Genomic DNA, 22940 nt, shown 5'->3' on the forward strand with positions numbered 1-22940 from the left:
AGTGACCGCCATGGATACGACCAATCCGCACAAAAAAGCGCCGACGTCGGCAATGCTCGATCCCAGGATCGTGGTGCCCGCGAGTCGCGCCTCCTTCACCAAGCTCGATCCGCGACTGATGATCAAGAACCCCGTGATGTTCGTGGTCGAGATCGTCGCTGCGCTGACCACATTGATCTTCCTGCGCGACCTCGTCACCGCCGAGAACGATCTCGGCTTCACCTTCCAGATCATCGTCTGGCTCTGGTTCACGGTGCTGTTCGCCAATTTCGCCGAGGCGGTGGCCGAGGGCCGCGGCAAGGCGCAGGCCGAGACGCTGCGCAAGACCCGTACCGAAAGCCAGGCCAAGCTCCTGACCGGTGCCGGCGCTGCCTTCAAGCTCGTGCCCGGCACGAGCCTGAAGGTCGGCGATCTCGTGCTGGTCGAGGCGGGCGACACGATTCCCTCGGACGGCGAGGTGATCGAGGGCGTCGCCTCGGTCAACGAGGCCGCCATCACCGGCGAGTCCGCTCCCGTCATCCGCGAATCCGGCGGCGACCGTTCCGCGGTCACCGGCGGCACGCAGGTGCTGTCGGACCGGATTCGCGTCCGCATCACTGCGGCGCAGGGCTCGACCTTCATCGATCGCATGATCAAGCTGGTCGAGGGCGCCGAGCGGCAGAAGACGCCGAACGAGATCGCGCTCAACATCCTGCTTGCCGGCCTCACCATAATCTTCGTGTTCGCCACCGTCACCATCCCGAGCTACGCCGCCTATGCCGGCGGCTCGATCTCGGTGGTCGTGCTGGTCGCGCTGTTCGTGACGCTGATCCCGACTACCATTGGCGCGCTGTTGTCCGCCATCGGCATTGCCGGCATGGACCGTCTGGTGCGCTTCAACGTGCTGGCGATGTCGGGCCGCGCCGTCGAGGCCGCCGGCGACGTCGATACGCTCCTGCTCGACAAGACCGGGACCATCACGCTCGGCAACCGGCAGGCGACTGCGTTCCGTCCCCTGCGCGGTGTCACCGAGCAGGAGCTTGCGGACGCGGCCCAGCTCGCATCGCTCGCGGACGAGACGCCGGAGGGCCGGTCGATCGTCGTGCTGGCCAAGGAAAAGTACGGCATGCGCGGCCGCGACATGGCCGAGCTTGGCGCCACCTTCATTCCGTTCACGGCACAGACCCGTATGAGCGGCGTCGATGCCGGCGGCTCGTCGGTGCGCAAGGGCGCGGTCGATGCCATGCTCAACTATGTCGGCGGCGGCGCGGCGCTGGCGTTGGCCTCCGGCAACACCGCCCGTGCCATCCAGCCCGCGACGCTCTCGGACACCGGCCGCGAGCTTCAGACGATCGCCGACGAGATATCGAAGGCCGGCGGCACGCCGCTGGCTGTCGCCAGGGACGGCAAGCTGCTCGGAATCGTCCAGCTCAAGGACATCGTCAAGGGCGGCATCCGCGAGCGTTTCGCCGAGCTGCGCCGCATGGGCATCCGCACCATCATGATCACTGGCGACAATCCGATGACGGCGGCGGCGATCGCGGCGGAGGCCGGCGTCGACGACTTCCTGGCGCAGGCAACTCCCGAGGACAAGCTCAGGCTGATCCGCGACGAGCAGGCCAAGGGCAAGCTGGTCGCCATGTGCGGCGACGGCACCAACGACGCGCCGGCGTTGGCGCAGGCCGATGTCGGCGTCGCCATGAACACCGGCACCCAGGCCGCCCGCGAGGCCGGCAACATGGTCGACCTCGATTCCAATCCGACCAAGCTGATCGAGGTGGTCGAGATCGGCAAGCAGCTCTTGATGACGCGCGGCGCGCTGACGACGTTCTCGATCGCCAACGACGTCGCCAAGTATTTTGCGATCATCCCGGCGATGTTTCTCGCGTTCTACCCCCAGCTCACCGTGCTCAACGTCATGAACCTGTCGAGCCCACAGAGCGCCATCCTGTCGGCGATCATCTTCAACGCGCTCGTCATCATCGCGCTGATTCCGCTCGCGCTGAAAGGCGTCGCCTATCGCGCCGTCGGTGCCGGCGCGCTGCTGCGGCGCAACCTCTTGATCTACGGCCTCGGCGGCATCGTCATTCCCTTCATCGGTATCAAGGCGATTGATCTCGTCGTGACCGCCTTGCACCTGGCCTAACCCCGCCATTGCGAGGGCAGCGAAGCAATTCAGAAATGCCTCCTCAGCCCACAGCCTGGATTGCTTCGTCGCTTCGCTCCTCGCAATGACGAAGAAATCGGAGACCTAACATGCTCAGAGAAATCCGCCCCGCCGTCGTCCTCCTCCTGGTTCTCACCGCCATCACGGGTCTGGCCTATCCCCTGGCGATGACCGCCATCGCCGGCGCGCTGTTTCCGGCGCAGGCAGAGGGCAGTCTGATCGAGAAGGACGGCAAGGTCGTCGGCTCAACCCTGATCGGGCAGGAGTTCAGAGACGACAAGTACTTCCACGGCCGCCCGTCGGCGACCCTGGCCCCGGACCCCAATGATGCGACCAAGACGGTGTCGGCGCCCTACAACGCCGCCAATTCGGGCGGCTCCAATCTCGGCCCGACCAGCAAGGCGCTGGCCGACCGGCTGAAGGAGGATGTTGAGAAGCGCGAGGCTGAGAATCCGAACCAGCCGGTGCCGGTCGATCTCGTGACGACCTCGGCCAGCGGTCTCGATCCGAATATCTCGCCCGAAGCGGCGCAATTCCAGGTGCCACGGGTGGCGAAGGCGCGAAATCTGCCGGAGGACGTGCTCAAGCAGCTCGTTGCTGCGAACACCGAGGGCCGGCTGCTCGGCTTGCTCGGCGAACCCCGGGTTAACGTATTGGCGCTGAATCTCGCGCTCGATCGGGCGGCGGCGAAGTAGCGGTCTAGGCTCGCCGTGCCCAGATGATTATATTGGAAAGATGGTCCGAGAGCGCCGCGATCCCGAACAACGTCCGTCCCCGGAGGCGCTGCTGGAGGCAGCGCGCCGGGAGGAGGATGCGACCGGCAAGCTGAAGATCTTCGTCGGCGCCGCCCCCGGCGTCGGCAAGACCTACGAGATGCTGCAGAGCGCCCACGCCAAGCGCAAGGCCGGCGTCGATGTCGTGGTCGGCTTCGTCGAGACCCATGGCCGCGCCGAGACCGAAGCATTGGTGCGCGACCTCGAAGTTGTCCCGCGCAAGAAGTTTGACTACCGCGGCCAGATCGTGGAGGAGATGGACCTCGATGCCGTGATCGCGCGGCGGCCAAGGATCACGCTGGTCGACGAGCTCGCCCACACCAACGCGGCCGGCAGCCGCCATCCCAAGCGGTATCTCGACGTCGAGGAGTTGCTGTCCCACGGCATCGACGTCTACACCGCCGTCAACATCCAGCACATCGAGAGCCTGAACGACGTCGTTGCCCAGATCACCCATGTCCGGGTGCGCGAGACGGTGCCCGATTCCGTGTTCGACCGCGCCGATGCGATCGAGCTGATCGACCTCACGCCCGACGATCTGATCCAGCGCCTGAAAGAGGGCAAGGTCTATGTGCCACGGCAAGCCGAGCGGGCGCTGGAGCACTATTTCTCGCCGGGCAATCTGACCGCCTTGCGCGAGCTCGCTTTGCGGCGCACCGCCGAGCGGGTCGACGAACAGCTGCTCACCCACATGCAGGCGAATGCGATTCCCGGGCCGTGGGCCGCGGGCGAGCGCATCCTCGTCTGCGTCAGCGAGGATCCGCGCGCGGCCGGCCTCGTGCGCTACACCAAGCGGCTGGCGGACCGGCTGCATGCGCCGTTCACCGCGATATCGATCGAGACGCGGCGATCCCTGCAATTGTCCGACGAGCAGCGCGACCGGCTGGCCGATACGCTGCGGCTCGCCGAATCGCTCGGCGGCGAGGCGCTGACCATTCCGGCCGCCGGCCGCCGTATCGCCGATGACGTCGTCGGTTTCGCGCAAGGCAACAACGTCACCCAGATCGTGATCGGCAAGTCCACCCGTTCGCGCTGGTTCGAGATGACGCGCGGCTCTGTCGTCCATGACCTGGTTCGCCGCGCGGGCAATATCAGCGTTCACGTGATCCCGGGCGAAGAACTTTCGGCCGAGGGGGCGCCCAAGACGTCGGTACAGACCGCTGCGCGATCCGAGCCGTTCAATCCGCTGCCCCATCTGAAGGCGCTGGGCATCGTCCTGATCGGCCTCGGCGCCGCCGTACTGCTCCAGCCGCGGTTCGGCATCGAGAACGTCGACCTCGTGCTGTTGACCGCGGTGGTTGCGGTCGCGGTGCGGTATGGATTGTGGCCGTCGCTGCTTGCCAGCATTGCAGCCTCGCTTGCCTACAATTTCTTCTTCCTTCCGCCGGTCTACACTTTCACGATCACCGATCCGACCAACGTTGCGGCGTTCTTCTTCTTCATGTTGATCGCCATACTGATCTCCAATCTCGCGGCGCGCGTGCGCACGCAAGCCGACGCCGCCATCGGCCGGATCAGGATGTCCGAGCACCTCTACGCTTTCAGTCGCAAGCTCGCGGGCACCGCGACGCTCGACGACGTGCTGTGGGCGACAGCCTACCAGATCGCATTGATGCTGAAGGTCCGCGTGGTGCTTCTGCTGCCGGAAGAAGGCTTGCTCACGGTGAAATCCGGCTATCCGCCCGAAGACGAGCTCGACCAGGCTGATCTCGCCGCGGCCAACTGGGCCTGGAGCAACGACCGCCCCGCCGGCCGTGGCTCGGATACGTTGCCCGGTGCAAAACGGCTGTTCCTGCCGATGCGTACGGGGCGCGGCCCGATCGGCGTCATCGGCATCGACGACGACCGCAGCGGGCCGCTGCTGACGCCGGACCAGCGCCGGCTGCTCGATGCGCTGGTCGATCAGGGTGCGCTGGCGATCGAGCGCGTGCTGCTGGTCGAGGATATGGACCGCGTCAAGCGCACCGTCGAATCCGAACGTTTGCGCTCCGCGCTCCTGACCTCGATCTCGCACGATTTGAAGACACCGCTCGCCTCGGTGCTGGGCGCGGCCTCGACTATGCGCGATCTCGCCGCGGCCTTGTCCGACGCCGAGAAGCGCGACCTGCTCGCCACCGTCATCGACGAATCCGAGCGGCTCAACCGCTTCATCGCCAACCTGCTCGACATGACCAAGCTCGAATCCGGCGCCGTCGTGCCCAACACGGCGCTGCACGATCTCGGCGAGATCGTGGGCAGCGCGCTGCGCAGGGCAGCCAAGATCCTCGAAGGCCACAAGGTCGAGCTGGTGCTGGCCGCCGATCTGCCGATGCTGCAGCTCGATGCCGTGCTGTTCGAGCAGGTGCTGTTCAACCTGCTCGACAACGCCGCCAAATATTCGCCGCCCGACACCACGATCTCGATCCGCGGCCGGCGCGACGGCGATCATGTCGTGCTCGAGATCTCGGACGAGGGGGCCGGCATCCCGCCGGACGAGCTCGAGAGCGTGTTCGACAAGTTCTACCGCGTGCAGAAGGGCGACCATGTCCGCCCCGGTACGGGCCTTGGCCTTGCCATCTCGCGCGGCTTCGTCGAGGCGATGCGCGGCACGATCTCGGCCGCGAGCCGCAGCGACCGCAGCGGCGCTGTCCTCACCATCCGTCTTCCTGTTCCGGCACTAAGCCGCGCATTGGATACCGCCGCATGAGCGCTGCGCCGATCAAGGTCCTAGTCATCGACGACGAGCCGCCGATCCGCAAATTGCTGCGGATGGGGCTGACGACGCAAGGCTATGAAATCCTGGAAGCGTCGAACGGCAAGATTGCGCTGGAGAAGCTCGTTGAGGAGCCGGCGCTGATCATTCTCGATCTCGGCCTGCCCGACGTTCAGGGGCATGAACTGCTGCGCACCCTCCGCGCCCGCAACGAGGCCGTACCGATCGTGGTATTGTCGAGCCGCGGCGACGAGGCCGGCAAAGTGCAGGCGCTCGATCTCGGTGCCGACGACTATCTGACCAAGCCGTTCGGCATGGACGAGCTGCTGGCCCGCCTGCGCGCCGCGCTGCGGCATCAGCTTCAGGTCCAGGGAGAGCGTCCGGTATTCCGTACCGGCGATCTCTCGGTCGATCTCGTCCGCCGCATCGTCAAGGTCGGCGATCGTGACGTCAAGCTGTCGCCGAAGGAATATGACCTTCTGCGCGTGCTCGTGCAGCACGCCGGCAAGGTGCTGACCCATCGTTTCCTGCTGAGGGAACTCTGGGACGAGCTGACCGACGCGCAATACTTACGCGTCTACGTCCGTCAGCTCCGGCAGAAGATCGAAGCAGATCCGGAACGGCCGCAATATGTGCTGACGGAGACGGGGATCGGGTATCGGTTGAGGGCGGGGGATTAGTCTCGCTGCCATTCCCGGGCGCGCCCCTCGGCGCGAGCCCGGAATCCATTTCTCCGCTCGTCGCATTCGAGATGATGGATTCCGGGTTCGATGCTTCGCATCGCCCCGGAATGACGAGCTATCCCGCCTTCCTCTGCCGCGCGGTCGATCGGTGCGTCTTTCGCGCGGCGCGTTGTCGCCCGGTCGTCCGCCGCGCATGGGACTTGGCCGCCGTCTTCTTCCCGCCACGTCCCTTCAGGCTCTGCTTCAGTGCGTCCATCAGGTTGACCACGTTGCTCGGTCGCTCCGCGCGCTCGGGCGGTTCGATTGTCTTGCCGCTGGCCTTGCGCTTCACCAGCGCCTTCAGCGCGGTCTCGTACTCGTCCTTGAACTTGCCGGGATCGAAATGCGCGGCCTTGGTCTGGAGGATGTGGCCGGCGAGCTCGACCATGTCCTTGGTGATCTTCGGGCTCTTGATGTCGCCGAAGAACTCACCCTCGTCGCGGAGCTCGTAGGGAAAGCGCAGCGTGGTGCCGAGCAGGCCCTTGCCGAGCGGCTCGATCGCCATGATGTGTTCGCGGTTGGTGAGCACGATCTTGGCGAGCGCCACGCGCTCCTGGTCTTTCATGGCGTCGCGGATCACCGCGAACGCATCGACCGCGGCCTTGCCGTCGGGCGCGATGTAATAGGGATGGTTGAGATAGCGCTGGTCGATCTCCTCGCTCGGCACGAAGCTCTCGATGTCGATGGTGTGATTGCTCTCGATCTGGACGGCCTCGAGCTCCTCCGGTTCGATCTCGACATATTTGCCCTTGCGCAGCTCGTAACCGCGGCCCTTCTGGTCGCTCTCGACGATGTCGCCGGTCTCGGCATCGATCATCTGCTGCTTGAGCCGGTTCCCGGTCTCGCGGTTGATCAGGTGAAATCGCGTCTTCTCGGCTGACGTTGTCGCGGGGTAGAGCACGACGGGACAGCCGACCAGCGACAGCTTCAACGTTCCCTTCCAATAGGCGCGGGGGGCCATGCAATTCTCCAGCGTTCTCAAGGCGATTTGGAACCCCAACCCTCCCGTTGGGTTTTGGTTCCGGGTGGGACTTTGGCCGTGATAGGCTGAACGCCGAAAGAGAAGCGGGACCGGTCGTGCTGCAAAAACTCTCCACTTATCGACAGAAGCGTGACTTCGAGAAGACGCCCGAGCCATCGGGCAAGACCGCAGTGACGTCATCGAAGCAGCGGCGCTTCGTGATCCAGAAGCACGATGCGAGCCGGCTGCACTACGATCTCAGGCTCGAATTCGACGGCGTGTTCAAGTCCTGGGCCGTGACGAAAGGACCCTCGCTCGACCCGCACGACAAGCGGCTGGCGGTCGAGGTGGAAGACCATCCACTCGACTATGGCGATTTCGAAGGCACGATTCCGGAAGGACAGTATGGCGGCGGCACGGTGATGCTGTGGGACCGCGGCACCTGGGAATCGGAGGACGCCGAGCGCGGCTTCAAGAAGGGCGATTTGAAGTTCACCCTGCATGGCGAGAAGCTGCACGGCAGCTGGGTGCTGGTGCGCATGCGCAACCGCGGGGGCGAGAAGCGCACCAACTGGCTCCTGATCAAGCACCGCGACGAATTCGTCCGCGAGGGCAAGGACAACGACATTCTCGACGAGGACAGATCGGTCGCCTCCGGCCGTGCGATGGAGCAGATCGCCGAAGGCAAGGGCCGCGCGCCAAAGCCGTTCATGCTGGCGAAGGGTGCCAGGACCAAGGCCGACGCGGTCTGGCAATCCAATCGGGCTGACGAGGCGAAGGGGCGTGCGATCAAGCCGGCGCCGCGCGCGACGTTGAAGGTCGACAAGATCTCCAAAGCCAAGGCGGCAAAGAAAAGGGCCACGACGGCGACGAATGCGAAGAAGGTTGCGGCGATGCCGGACTTCGTGGCGCCGCAACTCTGCACGCTGGTGGAGCGGCCGCCGGGCGGTGAGGGCTGGTGCCACGAGATCAAGTTCGACGGCTATCGTGTGCAGCTCCGGGTCGAGGACGGCGAGGCCACGCTCAAGACGCGCAAGGGCCTCGACTGGACGGAAAAGTTCGGGTCCATCGCCAAGGAAGCGGCTGCGCTGCCGGACGTGACGATCGACGGCGAGATCGTCGCGCTCGACCACAATGGCGCGCCGAACTTCTCCTCGCTGCAGGCTGCGTTGTCGGACGGCAAGACCGACGAGTTGATTTTCTTTGCCTTCGACCTGCTCTTCGCCGATGGCCAGGATTACCGCCGGCTGCCGCTCGGCGAGCGCAAGGCCCAGCTCAAGAAGTTGCTGGAGAAGAGCAAGCGGAAATCGACCCAGATCCGCTATGTCGAGCATTTCGAGAGCGGCGGCGACGCGGTGCTGCAATCGGCATGCAAGCTCGAGCTCGAAGGCGTGGTGTCGAAGAAGCTGGATGCGCCCTATCGTTCGGGGCGCACCGAGAGCTGGGTCAAATCGAAATGTCGCGCCGGCCACGAGGTGGTGATCGGCGGCTACAAGACCACCAACGGCAAATTCCGCTCCCTGATGGCGGGCGTGCAGCGCGGCGATCATCTCGCCTTCGTCGGCATGGTCGGCACCGGCTTCGGCGCCGACAAGGTCAAGCGCATCATGCCGTCGTTGAAGGCGATGGCGGCGAAGGATAGCCCGTTCGGCGGCAAGAATGCCCCGAAGAAGACGCGCGAGGTGCACTGGCTGAAGCCGGAGCTGGTCGCGGAGATCGAGTTCGCCGGCTTCACCGCGGACGGCAATATTCGCCAGGCGGCGTTCAAGGGCCTGCGGCAGGACAAGCCCGCCGAGGAGGTCGAGGCGGAGACGCCCGTCGACACCGAGCTCGCCGAGCCCACGGCCAGAAAGCGCGCGACGAAGGCGGCCAAGCGATCGAAGGACGCTGGCACGGCCGAGGTGATGGGCGTCGTCATCTCCAAGCCGGACAAGGAGCTGTGGCCGGATGTCGGAGATGGCGAGGGCGTGACGAAGCTTGATCTCGCCCGCTATTTCGAGGCGGTCGGGACCTGGATGATCGAACATCTGAAGGGCCGCCCGTGCTCGATCGTGCGGGCGCCCGACGGCATCGGTGGCGAGACGTTCTTCCAGCGCCATGCCATGCAGAGCACCTCGAATTTGCTCGAACTGGCCAAGGTCTCGGGCGATCGTAAACCCTATTTGCAGATTGATCGCGTTGAAGGGCTTGCCGCCGTTGCACAGATCGGCGGCGTCGAGCTGCATCCCTGGAACTGCGCGCCAGACGCCTATGATACGCCGGGTCGGCTGGTGTTCGATCTCGATCCGGCGCCGGATGTCGAGTTCGCCGACGTCGTCGAGGCGGCCAAGGAGATGCGGCAGCGGCTGATCGACATCGGCATGGAGAGCTTCTGCAAGACCACGGGCGGCAAGGGCCTGCACGTCGTCGTGCCGCTGCGCCACGGCGCACGCGACAAGGTGAGCTGGAAGGAAGCCAAGGCTTTCGCGCAAGGCGTCTGCCAGTGGATGGCCGATGACGATCCTGAGCGCTATCTGCTCAACATGTCGAAGAAGCTGCGCAAGGGGAAGATCTTCCTCGACTATCTCCGCAACGATCGCATGTCGACGGCAGTGGCGCCGTTATCGCCGCGGGCGCGCGCGGGGGCCACGGTGTCGATGCCGGTCACCTGGGCCCAGGTGAAGAGCGATCTCGATCCGAAGCGATATACGGTGCGAACCGTGCCGGGCTCGCTGCCGCGGTCGAAGGCGTGGGAGGGCTATGATGATGCGGCCGCTTCAATCAAGTCCGCGATCAAGAAACTCGCGGGGAAGATGAAGTAGGTCCTTGCCAGAGGCACAACTCTCGTAGGGTGGGCAAAGCGTAAGCGTGCCCACGATCTTTTTCTTTGCGACGAATAGGTGGGCACGGCGCGAGAGCGCCTTTGCCCACCCTACGCAATCCTCGTTGTGCCGCTAGATCCTTCCCATCAGCAGCAGGATCAGCAGGATGACGATGACGAGCCCGAGGCCGCCGCCGCCGTAATAGCCGGTGCCATAGAACGGGCCGCCGCCGATGCCGCTGAAGCCGCCAAGCAGGGCGATGACCAAAATGATCAGAATGATCGTACCGATTGACATGCGAATCTCCTCCAGCCCTTTGATGAAAGGGTCGTTTGCACCTGTCCCGTGGTGCGAGGGCAACTTGCCGCAGGTTTTAAAGTTCCGACCATGGAAACAGCGGTTGCAGGATCGGGTTGCATGGAACGTTTGACGTTCCAGCCGGCATGATTATGTGAGATCAGTCTCACAGGGCCGAGCCATGTCAGCACCGCTTGTCGTTTCAATTCCGCACCGTCTCGGCCGCGAGGAGGCGGTGCGCCGGCTCAAGACCGGGCTTGGCCGCGCCGCCGCCAGCATTCCGGTGATGCAGGTTGAGGAGGAGCGGTGGAGCGGAGACACGATGAATTTCCGAATCCGCGCGCTCGGACAGGTCGCGACGGGTCAGGTCGACGTCGGCGATGATCAGGTCCGGGTCGAGGTGGTGCTGCCCTGGCTATTGCAGCGCTTTGCCGAGATGGCGCAGGCCACGATCAAGAAGCGCGGGCAGTTGCTGCTGACCAAGGGCGAGGGAAAGTAATTTCAGGCGCGCACGCGGGGCCGTGCGCGCCTGATGGCATCTGCCGTGCGGGCCTCGATGACGGAGGCGGGAAAATCACGGAAGGCCTGCGAGAGCGGTAGCCCGTTGCCGGCAAAACCCGCCGCAGCATAGCCCGTGACATCGACGGTCGCGTCGAATCCCTCGAGCGTGGGCCACTCCCGCCCCGCTTGCGTGAAGGGTGCAAAATGACGCCCGACCACGATGATTGCGGCAGCGCGGCCGTGGCGGCGGGCGAAGGCAATGACATGATCGGCATGTGCGCCGCGCACCGCCAGCGGCTCGTAGTCGCCTTGAGCGAAAACGTCGGCGAGTTCGTTGCGCAGCTTGAGAAGGCGCCGTGTCCAGGCCAGCTTGATCAGGCCGTCCGGCCAGCTCTTGATCAGGCCCCGCCAATCCGGATCTTCCAGCGTGCCCAGCGCCGCATGCCGCGCGGCAAAGTCCACCGGGCGACGGTTGTCCGGGTCGACCAGCGACAGGTCCCAGAACTCGGTGCCCTGATAGAAGTCGGGCACGCCGGGCAGCGTCGCCTTCAGGGTGAGCTGGCTCAGCGAATTCAACAGGCCGAGCAGTGCGAGGCGGCGCGCCAGCGTTTGCAGCGCCTCCAGGAATTCGCCTGACAGCGCGGGGTCGAGAATCTTGTCGACGAAGCTCTTCACGCCGTTCTCGTAGGCCTCGTGCGGATTGAGCCAGCTGGTCTCCTCCTTGCCCTCGCGCGCGGCCTTCAGCGCATAGGCCTGGATGCGCTCGACGAAGCCGGCATCGATCGTCTCGCCCAGCGGCCAGGCCCCGAGCAGCGTCTGGTAGAGCATGTACTCGAACGTCGCCGACGGCGCGCGGAGATTGCCGTGGAGCGCGAGGTGCGGCGCGTTCAACACCTTCCACCGCGAAACCGCGCTGGTCCATTCGCCGGAAATTTCGCTGAGTGCCGCGATCCGCGCGCGGGCGTCCTCGCCGCGTTTGGTGTCATGCGTGGCGGTTGCCGTCATTCCCATCGGCCATTCCTTGGCGCGGGCCTGGAGGGCCTCGTGGAAAGCGGGAATGGTGAGCCCGTTGCTGGCGGGATCGCCGCCGACTTCGTTCAGGGCGAGCAGCCGGTGGAACTGGTAGAAGGCAGTGTCCTCCAGCGACTTCGCCATCACGGGACCTGTGAATTGCTGCACCTTCAGCGCGAAGCGGCGGACACGCGGGACGCTGTGTGGCGGGCGGCCGGGCTTGAGCAGGTCCATGGTCAGCGCGTCGCGCAGGAAATCGAAGATGCCTTCGTCCGCGGCGAACCATTCCGAACGGGCGCGCGCGATGGTGTCGTCGATCAGCTTGCGGTCGGGGGCTATTGGGCCGCTGTGGGTCAGATAGGTGCGGTAAACCGGGAAATGCAGCACATAGAGTTCCAGCGCCTGCCGCAGGCTGTCGGCGGAGAAATCGCGGGTCGAGTAATGCCCGTTGGCGATGCGGGCGAGCAGGCGCGTCAGCACGGTGAATTCGCTGGTGAGCAGCGTCTCCAGCACGCGCCGCTTGGCGTCCTTGACGTAAGGCGCAAGCCGCGGCGGCCGGTTGCTGATCTGCCGCCAGGTCTCGTCCAGCGCCGCCAGCCCCTTGGCGTCGACCAGAACCTGGGTGATGACGTTCATCCATTCATAACCGGTGGTGCCCTGGACGCCGGCGAAGTGTGGCAGGCGTTCGTGCTCGCACAGGATCTTCTCGATCACCGTATAGAACGGCTTCGTGTTGCCTTGCGCGTCGCGCACCAGCCGGCGCAGGCGCTGGCAATATTGGGCAGGATCGCGCAGGCCGTCGATGTGATCGAGCCGAATTCCCTGCAATTTGCCATCGACGATGAGCTGCTTCACCAGCCGGTGCGTGGCGGCAAATGTGCTCGCATCCTCGACGCGCAGACCTGCCAGTCCGTTGACGTCGAAGAAGCGGCGATAGTTGATGTCGCTGGAGGCGAGCCGCCAATGCCCGAGCTTGTAATGCTGGCGCTCCAGTAAATGATGCAGCGCCAGCGTCTGCGCGGGGCGATCCTTGGCGGCCCGATAGGCTGCAAGGCCGCGTGCGATGATCCCGGCGGCTCCCCCGATCTCCCTGAGCTCCGACTTGAAGGCGGGAGCTTCCTTGCGGTTGGGTCGGCGCAATCCGGTGTAGCGCGCCGCGAGCGCGAGCAGGCTTTGACCGGCCTCCGTCTCGGCGGCATCGGCTTCCTTCACGATCATGCGCAGCATCTCGCCATAGCGCTCGGGCGCGATGGGCAGGCGATGCTCGAAATACCAGGCGGAGAAGCTTCCCTGATCCGGATCATAGCGCAGCTCGATGTCGCCGCGCTCGAGCGCATCGCCGTAGGACGAGCCGAGGATCGGCAGCAGCACGCCGCCGCGGGCGCGGTAGGCGAGCTGATCCCAGTCGATGTCGAACGAGACCGCGTGCGGTGAGGCCTGGCCCCATTCCAGCACGTCCAGCCACCAGGGATTGTCGGCGAAATGCACGCCGACATGGTTGGGCACGAAGTCGATGATGAGGCCGAGATCGTTTTGCCTGAGGGCCTCGCTCAGCCGCGCGAAGCCGGCCTCGCCGCCGAGCTCCGGATTGAATAGGCCGTGATCGACGGTGTCGTAACCATGGGTCGAGCCCTTGCGGGCCTTCATCACCGGCGAGGCGTAGAGATGCGTGATCCCCAGCGCCTTGAGGTAAGGAACGACCGCGGTTGCCTTGTCGAAGTCGAAATCGGCGGTGAGTTGAAGCCGGTAGGTCGCGAGAGGAATGGCGGGAGGCATGTCAACCTCCGAGGCGCCAGACTACCGACCAGGGCGGAAGCCGCTCGCCGGCTTCACCGCCCCAGATCGGCGTGCCGGCGCTGACATCGGACGTGATCTCCTGGTGCGACAGATTGGCGGTCAGGCCCAAAGTCAAGCCGTCCCCCATGCGCCAGTGTGCGGTGAGCAGGCCGTTGTCGGCAGCATTGGCCTCGCCGAAAGCCGCTCCCTTCAGTCGCGGCATGATCTCCTTGCGGCGAACCGCGAGCAGTTGCCGCACCAGGGTGAGCCGTGCGTCCTGCCCCGCAGTGCGGCCGGTCCAGTCGAGCATGGCGGATTGCAGCGTGGCCGGATCGAGCGGGTCGGGCACCTCCTCGCCGTATTTCTCGTAGGCCCAGGCATATTCCTGCTTGCGCCCTTTGCGGACGGCATCGGCCAGTGCGCCCTGGAAATCGCAGAAGAACGGGAAGGGCACCGTCGAGCCCCATTCCTCGCCCTGAAACAGCATCGGCACCATCGGCGCGAGCAAGGTCACCGCGAGCGCGGCTTCGATCTGCTGGGGCGATGCCAGGCTTTCGAGCCGATCGCCGAGCGGACGGTTGCCGATCTGATCGTGGTTCTGCAGGAAGTTGACGAAGGTCGCCGGCGGCAGCTCGCCGCTCGGCTCACCGCGCGGCTTCTTGCCCCAGAACTCCGAGACCTCGCCCTGATAGACGAAGCCGGACGCCAGCGCGCGCGCCAGATCGAGGCGCGGCGTTTGATAATCCGCGTAGTAGCCGGCGAGCTCGCCCGTCAGCATCACGTGCCAGACGTGGTGATAGTCGTCGTTCCACTGCGCGCGATATTTGCCGTTTGGTGGATTCTGCGCGGCGTCGAGCAGGCTGGCGCGATTGTCGCCGTTCTCCAGCACGAGATGGATCTGCCGCCCCGTCGCCTTGGCGAGCTCGCCGGCGGCGACGCTGAGGTCCTGCAGCATCGACTGCTCGCCGGGGATCGCCATGATGTGGTTTGCGGCATCCAGCCTCAGGCCGTCGAAACGGTAGTCGCCGAGCCAGGACAGCGCGTTCTCGACCGCGAACGCGCGCACCTGCGGCACGCGATAGTCGATCGCGCTGCCCCACGGCGTGTGCGCGTCGGTGAAGAAGGCCGGCGCATAGCGGCCGAGATAATTCCCTTCGGGGCCGAAATGATTGTAGACGACGTCGAGGAACACCATCAGCCCGCGCAGATGCGCCTCGTCGATCAGCGTCTTCAGGTCTTCGGGGCGGCCATAGGCACTGTCGGGCGCATACCACAGCACGCCGTCATAGCCCCAGCCGCGGCGTCCTGCGAAATCGGCCAGCGGCATCAGCTCCAGCGCGGTGATGCCGGTTGCCGCGAGATGATCGAGCTTGTCGATCATGGCGCGGTAAGAACCTGCAGGCGTAAAGGTGCCGACATGGGTCTCGATCAGCACCGTTTCTTCCCAAGGGCGACCGCGCCAGTCCCGCGCACGCCATGAAAAGGCATCGTGATCGATCACCTCGCTCGGGCCGAACACATCCTCGGGCTGAAAAGCCGAAGCCGGATCGGGCACGTCGAGTTCGTCGTTGATCCTGAACGCGTAACGACTGCCCACGGGAAGGCCGGCAATATCGGCGACATACCAGCCATCCTGGCGGCGCTGCATCGCGTGCCTTCGGTCGAGCAGAAGGTCGACGCGGCGCGCGGCGGGCGCCCACAGCCGGAACGACACGCCGTCCTTCGTCGGCTTCGCCCCGAAGGATGGTCTCATAGCGCCCCCGCGAAGGCGAGCACGGAGCGTGGCGGCGCCTTGCTGTCGCTTCCGGGCGGGAAGTCGATCGTGTTCAGCTTGGCATCGGTCGTGTTCAGGATCTGCTGCCAGCTCTTGTATTCGGTCATTTTGGGCAATTTGAATGTGATCTCTTCGGGGGCGGCGTTCAGTACGATAAAGATCGCGGCGCTACCGGGTTCCATCGGTCCCATCACATAGGAGAGAAACCTGCCTTCCGGGAATTTCCAGTCGTTCTCCGTCATCTCGTCGCCAGCGGGCGTCAACCACAGCGCGCCGTAGGAGAGGCCGTCCGCCGGCCGCCCGTCGAGCCAGCGATGGCTGCGAAGCTGCGAGAACCGGCGGCGGATCTGGGCAAGATGAGCGACGAAATCGACCATGTCGTCGCCCTCCTTGCCGAGATTGTCCCAGCCGACCCAGCCGATCTCGTTGTCCTGGCAATAGGCGTTGTTGTTGCCGGATTGCGAGTTGCCGACCTCGTCGCCGGCGAGGATCAGTGGAACGCCCTGCGCAAGCATCAGACAGGCGAGTACGTTCTTGCGAAGCTGGCGGCGCAGGCCGATGATTTCAGGATCGTCGGTCGGGCCCTCGACACCGCAATTGTTGCTGTGGTTGTCGTTGGAGCCGTCGCGATTGTCCTCGCCGTTGGCCGCGTTGTGCTTCTCGTTGTAGCTGAAGAGGTCGGCGAGCGTGAAGCCGTCGTGCACGGTGATGTGGTTGATGCTTGCGCGCGGCCGCCGTCCGTCATGGTTGAACAAGTCGGAGGACGCTGTCATGCGGCTGGAAATGTCGCCGATCAGGCTGCCTTCGCCGCTCCAGTAGCGGCGCATGGCGCTGCGATAGCGATCGTTCCATTCCGACCATTGCGAGGGAAATGCGCCGACCTGGTAACCGCCGAGGCCGAGGTCCCAGGGCTCGGCGACGAGCTTGACGGTCGCCAGCACCGGATCCTGCCGGATCGCGGTCAGGAATGAGATGCCGCGATCAAAGCCGTTCGGGCCCCGCGCGAGCGTGGTGGCGAGGTCGAAGCGGAAGCCGTCGACATGGCAGACCTCGACCCAGTATCGCAGCGAGTCCATCACCATCTGCAGCACGCGCGGATGGGTGAGGTTCACCGACGAGCCGCAGCCGGTGAAGTCGTCGTAATAGCGCGGGTTCTGGCGGTTCAGCCAGTAATAGGAGGCGTTGTCGATGCCGCGGTAGCATAGCGTCGGGCCGAGGTGATTGCCCTCGGCTGTGTGATTGTAGACGACGTCGAGCATCACCTCGATGCCGGCATCGTGCAGGCGCGCCACCGTGGTGCGGAAGGAGTCGAGCGCGTTGTCCTGGGCATAGCGCGGCTCGGGGGCGAAAAAAGACAGCGTGTTGTAGCCCCAGTAATTGACGAGCTTCTTCTCCACCAGAATGCGGTCGTCGACGAAGCTGTGCACCGGCAGCAACTCGACCGTGGTGACGCCGAGCTTCTTCAGGTGCTCGATCATCGCCGGCGAGGACAGGCCGCCATAGGTGCCCCGCAGGTTCGGCGGCACGTCGTCGCGCTTCTGCGTCAGACCCTTGACGTGAGCCTCGTAGATGACGGTGTCTTCCCAGGGAATGTTGGGACGGATCTCGCGGCGGCCCCAGTTGAAGGTCTCGTCGACCACGACGGCCTTGGGCATGCCGCGCGCGTTGTCGCGGCGGTCGAAGGAGAGATCCTCTCGCGGGCTCCCGGTGCGGTACGCAAAATGCGCATCGCTCCAGACCAGCCGTCCCGAGAGCCGCTTGGCATAGGGGTCGAGCAGCAGCTTGTTGGCGTTGAAGCGATGGCCGTGCTCGGGCTCATAGGGGCCGTGAACGCGATAGCCGTAGAGCTGACCGGGCGAGACGTCGTTGAGATAGCCATGCCAGACGTCCTCGGTTTTTTCCGGCAGTTCGATGCGCTCGAGCTCGCGGCGGCCCTGGGTGTCGAACAGGCAGAGCTCGACCTTCTGTGCGTTGGCGGAGAACAGCGCGAAATTGGTGCCGCGTCCGTCCCAGCTTGCGCCGAGGCGTGCGGGCGATCCAGCAGTCAGGCGCATGTGTCAGCTTTCCGGAACGAGGAAGATCGCGGCGAGCGGTGGAATGGTGAGGCGGATTTCGCCGCCCTCGGCATGGACTTCGCCGATGTTCCCGACATTGCTGCCGCCATAATGGGCGGAATCCGAGTTGAGCACTTCCTTCCACTTGCCGCCAAAGGGAACGCGGACCCGATAGTTCTGGTAGACGTTCGGCGAGAAGTTGACGATCATCATGCATCGCGCGTGCTCGTCAAATCCCTTGCGCAGCCAGGCGAATACGTTGCGATTGGCATCGTCCGTGATCAGCCATTCGAAACCGGCCTGGTCGCAGTCCATCTGATGCAGCGCCGGCACCGCGCGGTAGAGCCGGTTGAGGTCGCGGATCAGTGCCTGGATGCCGGAATGGTATTTGTACTCGAGCAAGTGCCAGTCGAGCGACTGGTCGTGATTCCATTCGCGGCTCTGTGCGATTTCGGCGCCCATGAACAACAGCTTCTTGCCGGGATGGCCGAACATGAAGCTGTAATAGGCGCGCAAGTTCGCAAAGCGCTGCCATTCGTCGCCGGGCATGCGGCCGAGGATCGAGCGCTTGCCGTGCACGACTTCGTCGTGCGAGAGCGGCAGGATGAAGTTTTCCGAGAAGGCGTAGTGCAGGCCGAACAGGATGTCGCCGTGATGGTGCTTGCGGTGGATCGGATCCTTGCTGATGTAGTTCAGCGTATCGTGCATCCAGCCCATGTTCCACTTGTAGCCGAAGCCGAGCCCGCCAAATTCGACGGGGCGCGAGACCTGCGGCCAGGCGGTGGATTCTTCCGCAGCCGTGGTGGCCTGCGGGAAGCGCGCGAACAGTTCGGTGTTGAAGCGCCGCAGGAAGTTGATGGCCTCGATGTTCTCGCGGCCGCCATACTGGTTTGGAACCCAGGCGCCCGGCGGGCGGCTGTAGTCGAGATAGAGCATGGATGCCACCGCATCGACGCGCAGCCCGTCGATGGCGTAGCGCTCAAGCCAGAACAGGGCGTTCGACACCAGGAAGTTCGTCACTTCGGTGCGGCCGTAATTGTAGATCAGCGTGCCCCAGTCGAGGTGACGGCCCTGCAGCGGGTTGGCGTGCTCATACAGCGCGGTGCCGTCGAAACTGCCGAGCCCGTGCGGATCGTCCGGGAAGTGCCCGGGTACCCAGTCGAGCAACACGCCGACGCCTTCGCGGTGGCAGGCATCGACCAGGGCGGCAAAATCTTCCGGCGTGCCGAAGCGGCTGGTCGGCGCATAGAGGCCGGTCGGCTGATAGCCCCAGGAGCCGTCGAACGGATGCTCGCTCACGGGCAGGAATTCGAGATGGGTAAAACCCATGTCGCGCGCATAGGCCGGCAGCTGCTCGGCCAGCTCGCGATAGGTCAGCCATTCCTCGCCGTTCTTGCGGCGCCATGAGCCGAGATGAACCTCGTAGATCGACATCGGCGCCGACAGCGCGTTGATGCCGTCGGGTGCCGGGCGCGGCCGCGGCAGATGCGCCTCGTCGAACACGATGGAGGCCGTCTTCGGCCGCATTTCGCTGGCGAACGCCATGGGGTCTGACTTCAACGGCAGCAGATGGCCATGCGGCCCGATGATCTCGAACTTGTAGTGATCGCCGGCCTTGGCATGCGGGATGAACAATTCCCAATAGCCGGCGCCGCGCACCCGCATGGGATGGCGCCGCCCGTCCCAGAAATTGAAATCGCCGACCACGGACACGCGCCGCGCATTCGGCGCCAGCACGACGAAGCCGATGCCATCGACGCCTTCGTGCCGCATCGGGTGAGCGCCGAGCTTGTCATAGAGGCGCTGGTGGGTGCCTTCGCCGAGCAGGTAAAGGTCGAAATCGGTCAGGATCGGCGGAAAGCGATAGGCGTCCTCGAACTCGACGACGCTGCCGCCGAATTTTGCGCGGAGCTGATAGTGCTTGGAGCCGTTGGGCAGGGCGCCGACGAACAGCCCGGCATCGTGCACGCGGTCGAGCGAGGCGACTTCACCATGTTCACCGACCGCCTCGACATTGGAGGCATCGGGCAGAAACGCGCGGACCACGCTCTTGCCGCCTTCGGGGTGCAGCCCGAGATAGTGGAAGGGGTCGGAGTGGCGGCCCTCGATGATCGCGTAGGCCTCGGCAGGCAGTTTAGGCATGGGCTTCGCTCTCGGTGCTGGACAGAATGCGAAGCAGTCCGGTCAGCGGCGCATGGAGCCCCTCAGGCCGGTGGGACAGCTCGTACTCTACTTCATTGAACGCATGATCAAGCAAAAAAAACCTCAACAGGCCTTCCGCGGATTGCGGATCTTCCGGCCAAAGCCGCCGGTCGGTCATGGCGTCGCGATAAGCGGACAGGAAGGTTGCGGCGGCGCGCTCGCGCCATTCGTCGAGCGCGGCCGTGAGCCGGCCTTGCTCGTCGGAGGCTCCCGTAAGCGCGCGGCTCAGCGCTGCGTTGACCGAAACATCGATCGAACGGATCAGGCCAGCAACATCGCGCGCGGCGGGCAGCTTGCGCCGCTTATCGGCCAGCGGCTGGCGCGGGTCGCCGTCGAAGTCGATGATGAAGATATCGTCCTTCACGATCAGAGTTTGCCCGAGGCGGAAGTCGCCATGATGACGGATGTTCAGCCCGCCGATCCCGGAAGGCAATAGCGCATCGAGATGGTCGGGCAGGGTCGCGCGCACTGCGGCGAGCCGGTCGATCAGCGGCCGGTCCGCCTCCCGCAGGCCGTCGCGGATGTCCGCCAGCCGCTCGAAAACCCGTTCGGCCCGCGCCTTGAGGTCGGACACACAACGTTTGACGTGCGCAGGGCCGACCGGCTCCGGAGCGAGATCCTTCGTCTTCGCCGCGGCCAGGGCGACGTGCATCTCGGCGAGCCGCCTGCCGATCTGCGCGATGAAATGCAGATAGGGCGCCTGCTCCTGCGTCTCGCGGGGTGCTTCGCCCGCCGACAACACGCGCTGCTCGTCGATATAGCGATCGAGATAACCCGTAGTCACGGTCCAGCCGTCCCCCTGGTTCTCGACATAGGCATGCAGCACGCCCAGCGCGCTGCGCTGATCGCCCTCGACCAGCTCGACGCTGCCGAGCAGCGCCGGCGTATTGGCAAAGCGCGCGACCTCCGTCAGATAATGGCCGATCTCGATCTCGGGATTGATGCCGCTCTCGAGCTGACGATAGAGCTTGGCGACGTACTGGTTGTCGACCAGCGCGGTGCTGTTCGACTGCTCGATCGCACGGATACGTTCGGGCTCCTTGATGGTGTAGTCGGCGAACCGGCTGGTGGCCTTGAACTCGAGCCGCAGATTGTTCTCCTCAACCACCAAGTTCTGCGACAGGTTGCGCAGGAACAGGCCGATGAAGATCTGGTCGGTCGCGACGTCAAGCAACGTGCCTTCGCGTGCACCCTGGCGCACGGCAGCGAGCGCCTTGGGGTTGAAGCGCTCCCGATCGAAGCGCACCCACTCGATCTGCATCGGGAGCACGTAACGACGTGCGACGTCCTGGTCCGTCCTCTCAAAGAACGCGATCCAGGGCCTGTTGTCGCCGATGTCGCAGAACGGCACGGCCGAGGTCAGCGTGGTCTTGATCTGCTTGGGATTGTGCTCGGGATACCACCGTGTCCGTGACAAAAAGCCCGGCAGCACGTCGCGCTCGAACACGCCGCGCTCGCGGGCGAGCGATACCCAGTTGGAATTCACCGGCACCACCAGCGTCTCGAACTCCGGCACCGCGCGCGGCGTCACCGGCTCGGACTTGTCGCGCTCCTGGAGCTGGAACCAGTAGAAGCCGTAGGGCCCCAGCGTGATCATGTAGGGCAGCTCGCCGATCGCGGGGAAGCGGGTGCGGCCGAGCATCTCCTGCGGGATGCGGTCCTTCCACGGCGACAGGTCGAGCTCGGTCGCCTGCGCGGCACGCGACAGATTGGCGACGCACAGGATCACCTCGTCGTGATACTGGCGGACATAGGCCAGCACGGCGCGGTTGGCCGGGCGGATGAAGGTCATGGTGCCGCGGCCGAAGGCGAGCGTCGACTTGCGCACCGAGATCAGCCGCTTGGTGGCGCTGAGCAGCGAGGACAGGCTGCGCGACTGCGCCTCCACGTTCACCGACTCGTAGCCGTAGACCGGGTCCATGATCAGCGGCGCGTAGAGGCGGGCCGGGTCGCAGCGGGAGAAGCCGCCATTGCGGTCCGGGCTCCACTGCATCGGCGTGCGCACGCCGTTGCGGTCGCCGAGATAGATGTTGTCGCCCATCCCGATCTCGTCGCCGTAATAGATGATCGGCGTGCCGGGGAAGGACAGCAGGAGCGAGTTCATCAACTCGATCTTGCGCCGGTCGTTGTCCATCAGTGGCGCGAGGCGTCGGCGGATGCCGACATTGATGCGCGCGCGCGGGTCGTTGGCGTAGGTGGTCCAGAGATAGTCGCGCTCGACGTCGGTGACCATCTCCAGCGTCAGCTCGTCATGATTGCGCAGGAACAGCGCCCACTGGCAGCTGGCCGGAATGTCCGGCGTCTGGCGCAGGATGTCCGTGATCGGAAAGCGGTCCTCCTGGGCGATCGCCATGTAGATGCGCGGCATCAGCGGGAAATGATAGGCCATGTGGCATTCGTCGCCGCGGCCGAAATATTCCTGCACGTCCTCCGGCCATTGATTGGCCTCGGCGAGCAGCAGCTTGCCCTTGGAGTAGGAGTCCAGCTCGTGGCGCAGGCGTTTGATGATGGCGTGCGTCTCGGGGAGGTTCTCGTTGTTGGTGCCGTCGCGTTCGCACAGATAGGGAATCGCGTCCAGGCGGAAGCCGTCCACGCCGGCATCCAGCCAGCGCTTCATCACCTGGATCAGCGCGGAGACCACGCGCGGATTGTCGAAATTGAGGTCCGGCTGGTGCGAGAAGAACCGGTGCCAGTAGAACGCCCCGGCCTCGTGATCCCAGGTCCAGTTCGACTTCTCGGTGTCGGTGAAGATGATGCGCGTGCCCTGGTATTTCTGGTCGGTGTCGCTCCAGACATACCAGTTGCGGGCGCTCGAGCCGGGATGGCTGCGCCGCGCGCGCTTGAACCATTTGTGTTGGTCCGAGGTGTGGTTGACGACGAGCTCTGTGATGACGCGCAAGCCGCGCTTCTGCGCTTCCTGGATGAAGCGCTTGAAGTCCTTCATCGTCCCGAAATCGGGATTGACCGAGCCGTAATCGGCGATGTCGTAGCCGTCGTCGCGGCCGGGCGAGGGGTAGAACGGCAACAGCCACAGCGCGGTGACGCCGAGCTCCTGCAGATAGGGCAGCTTCTCGGTCAATCCTGCGAAGTCGCCGATGCCGTCATTGTTGCTGTCGGCGAAGGCCTTGACGTGGAGCTGGTAGATGATGGCGTCCTTGTACCAGAGCTCATCCACGACCTCGGCAGACTCGGCCTTCTTGGTGTCGACGGAAGATAGAACATTCATGGCG

The 22940-nt window shown here is 64.9% G+C and carries 13 protein-coding genes; 6 read left to right on the top strand and 7 right to left on the bottom strand.

What is annotated here, in order from left to right; genetic code table 11:
* Positions 1 to 10 precede the first annotated feature (10 nt).
* From kdpB to ACFDR6_RS23215, 4 genes are all read left to right on the top strand, one after another.
* Complete coding sequence (gene kdpB / locus ACFDR6_RS23200; protein ID WP_375859620.1) at positions 11 to 2125, top strand: potassium-transporting ATPase subunit KdpB; 2115 nt, start codon at positions 11 to 13, stop codon at positions 2123 to 2125.
* 110 nt (positions 2126 to 2235) lie between these two features.
* Positions 2236 to 2841 carry a K(+)-transporting ATPase subunit C gene (locus tag ACFDR6_RS23205; protein ID WP_212088676.1) on the top strand — a complete coding sequence of 202 codons (606 nt, stop codon included), beginning with the start codon at positions 2236 to 2238 and terminating at the stop codon, positions 2839 to 2841.
* Positions 2842 to 2881: 40 nt separating this feature from the next.
* On the top strand, positions 2882 to 5605 hold the full coding sequence (locus ACFDR6_RS23210) for a DUF4118 domain-containing protein (RefSeq protein ID WP_375859621.1): 2724 nt from the start codon (positions 2882 to 2884) through the stop codon (positions 5603 to 5605).
* Complete coding sequence (locus ACFDR6_RS23215) at positions 5602 to 6291, top strand: response regulator (RefSeq protein WP_317240927.1); 690 nt, start codon at positions 5602 to 5604, stop codon at positions 6289 to 6291. The genes ACFDR6_RS23210 and ACFDR6_RS23215 overlap by 4 nt, the downstream gene beginning before the upstream one ends.
* 118 nt (positions 6292 to 6409) lie before the next feature.
* Here ACFDR6_RS23215 and ku read toward each other — a convergent pair whose 3' ends face one another.
* Positions 6410 to 7294, bottom strand: a complete 885-nt coding sequence (gene ku, locus ACFDR6_RS23220) for a non-homologous end joining protein Ku (protein WP_212088682.1) — start codon at positions 7292 to 7294, stop codon at positions 6410 to 6412.
* Positions 7295 to 7410: 116 nt separating this feature from the next.
* Between ku and ligD the strand changes: the two genes are divergently transcribed.
* Positions 7411 to 10095, top strand: a complete 2685-nt coding sequence (gene ligD / locus ACFDR6_RS23225) for a DNA ligase D (protein WP_375859622.1) — start codon at positions 7411 to 7413, stop codon at positions 10093 to 10095.
* Positions 10096 to 10227: 132 nt separating this feature from the next.
* Here ligD and ACFDR6_RS23230 read toward each other — a convergent pair whose 3' ends face one another.
* Positions 10228 to 10392 (bottom strand): DUF3309 family protein, encoded by a 165-nt coding sequence (locus ACFDR6_RS23230; RefSeq protein ID WP_018318514.1) that lies wholly within the window; start codon positions 10390 to 10392, stop codon positions 10228 to 10230.
* 181 nt (positions 10393 to 10573) lie between these two features.
* Between ACFDR6_RS23230 and ACFDR6_RS23235 the strand changes: the two genes are divergently transcribed.
* Positions 10574 to 10891 (top strand): polyhydroxyalkanoic acid system family protein, encoded by a 318-nt coding sequence (locus ACFDR6_RS23235; protein WP_212088686.1) that lies wholly within the window; start codon positions 10574 to 10576, stop codon positions 10889 to 10891.
* Between the two features lie 2 nt (positions 10892 to 10893).
* Here the strand turns inward: ACFDR6_RS23235 and treY are convergent, their stop codons facing one another.
* The 5 genes from treY to treS are packed head-to-tail and all read right to left on the bottom strand — an operon-like array spanning position 10894 to position 22936.
* The gene (gene treY, locus ACFDR6_RS23240; protein WP_375859623.1) at positions 10894 to 13680 is read right to left on the bottom strand and encodes a malto-oligosyltrehalose synthase; all 2787 of its coding nucleotides are present in this window, start codon (positions 13678 to 13680) and stop codon (positions 10894 to 10896) included.
* Between the two features lies 1 nt (position 13681).
* Positions 13682 to 15433: a malto-oligosyltrehalose trehalohydrolase gene (gene treZ, locus ACFDR6_RS23245; RefSeq protein WP_375859624.1), complete on the bottom strand. Its 1752-nt coding sequence runs from the start codon at positions 15431 to 15433 to the stop codon at positions 13682 to 13684.
* Entirely contained in the window at positions 15430 to 17508 is a 2079-nt protein-coding gene (gene glgX / locus ACFDR6_RS23250; RefSeq protein ID WP_317240923.1) for a glycogen debranching protein GlgX, read from the bottom strand. Before glgX ends, treZ begins: the two co-directional genes overlap by 4 nt.
* Before the next feature lie 3 nt (positions 17509 to 17511).
* Positions 17512 to 19650: a 1,4-alpha-glucan branching protein GlgB gene (gene glgB, locus ACFDR6_RS23255; RefSeq protein ID WP_375859625.1), complete on the bottom strand. Its 2139-nt coding sequence runs from the start codon at positions 19648 to 19650 to the stop codon at positions 17512 to 17514.
* A complete protein-coding gene (treS, locus tag ACFDR6_RS23260) occupies positions 19643 to 22936 on the bottom strand; it encodes a maltose alpha-D-glucosyltransferase (RefSeq protein ID WP_375859626.1) in 3294 nt (1097 codons plus the stop codon). Before treS ends, glgB begins: the two co-directional genes overlap by 8 nt.
* Positions 22937 to 22940: the final 4 nt, after the last annotated feature.

Origin of the sequence: Bradyrhizobium tunisiense (assembly GCF_042263385.1) — a bacterium.
Taxonomy (GTDB): domain Bacteria; phylum Pseudomonadota; class Alphaproteobacteria; order Rhizobiales; family Xanthobacteraceae; genus Bradyrhizobium; species Bradyrhizobium tunisiense.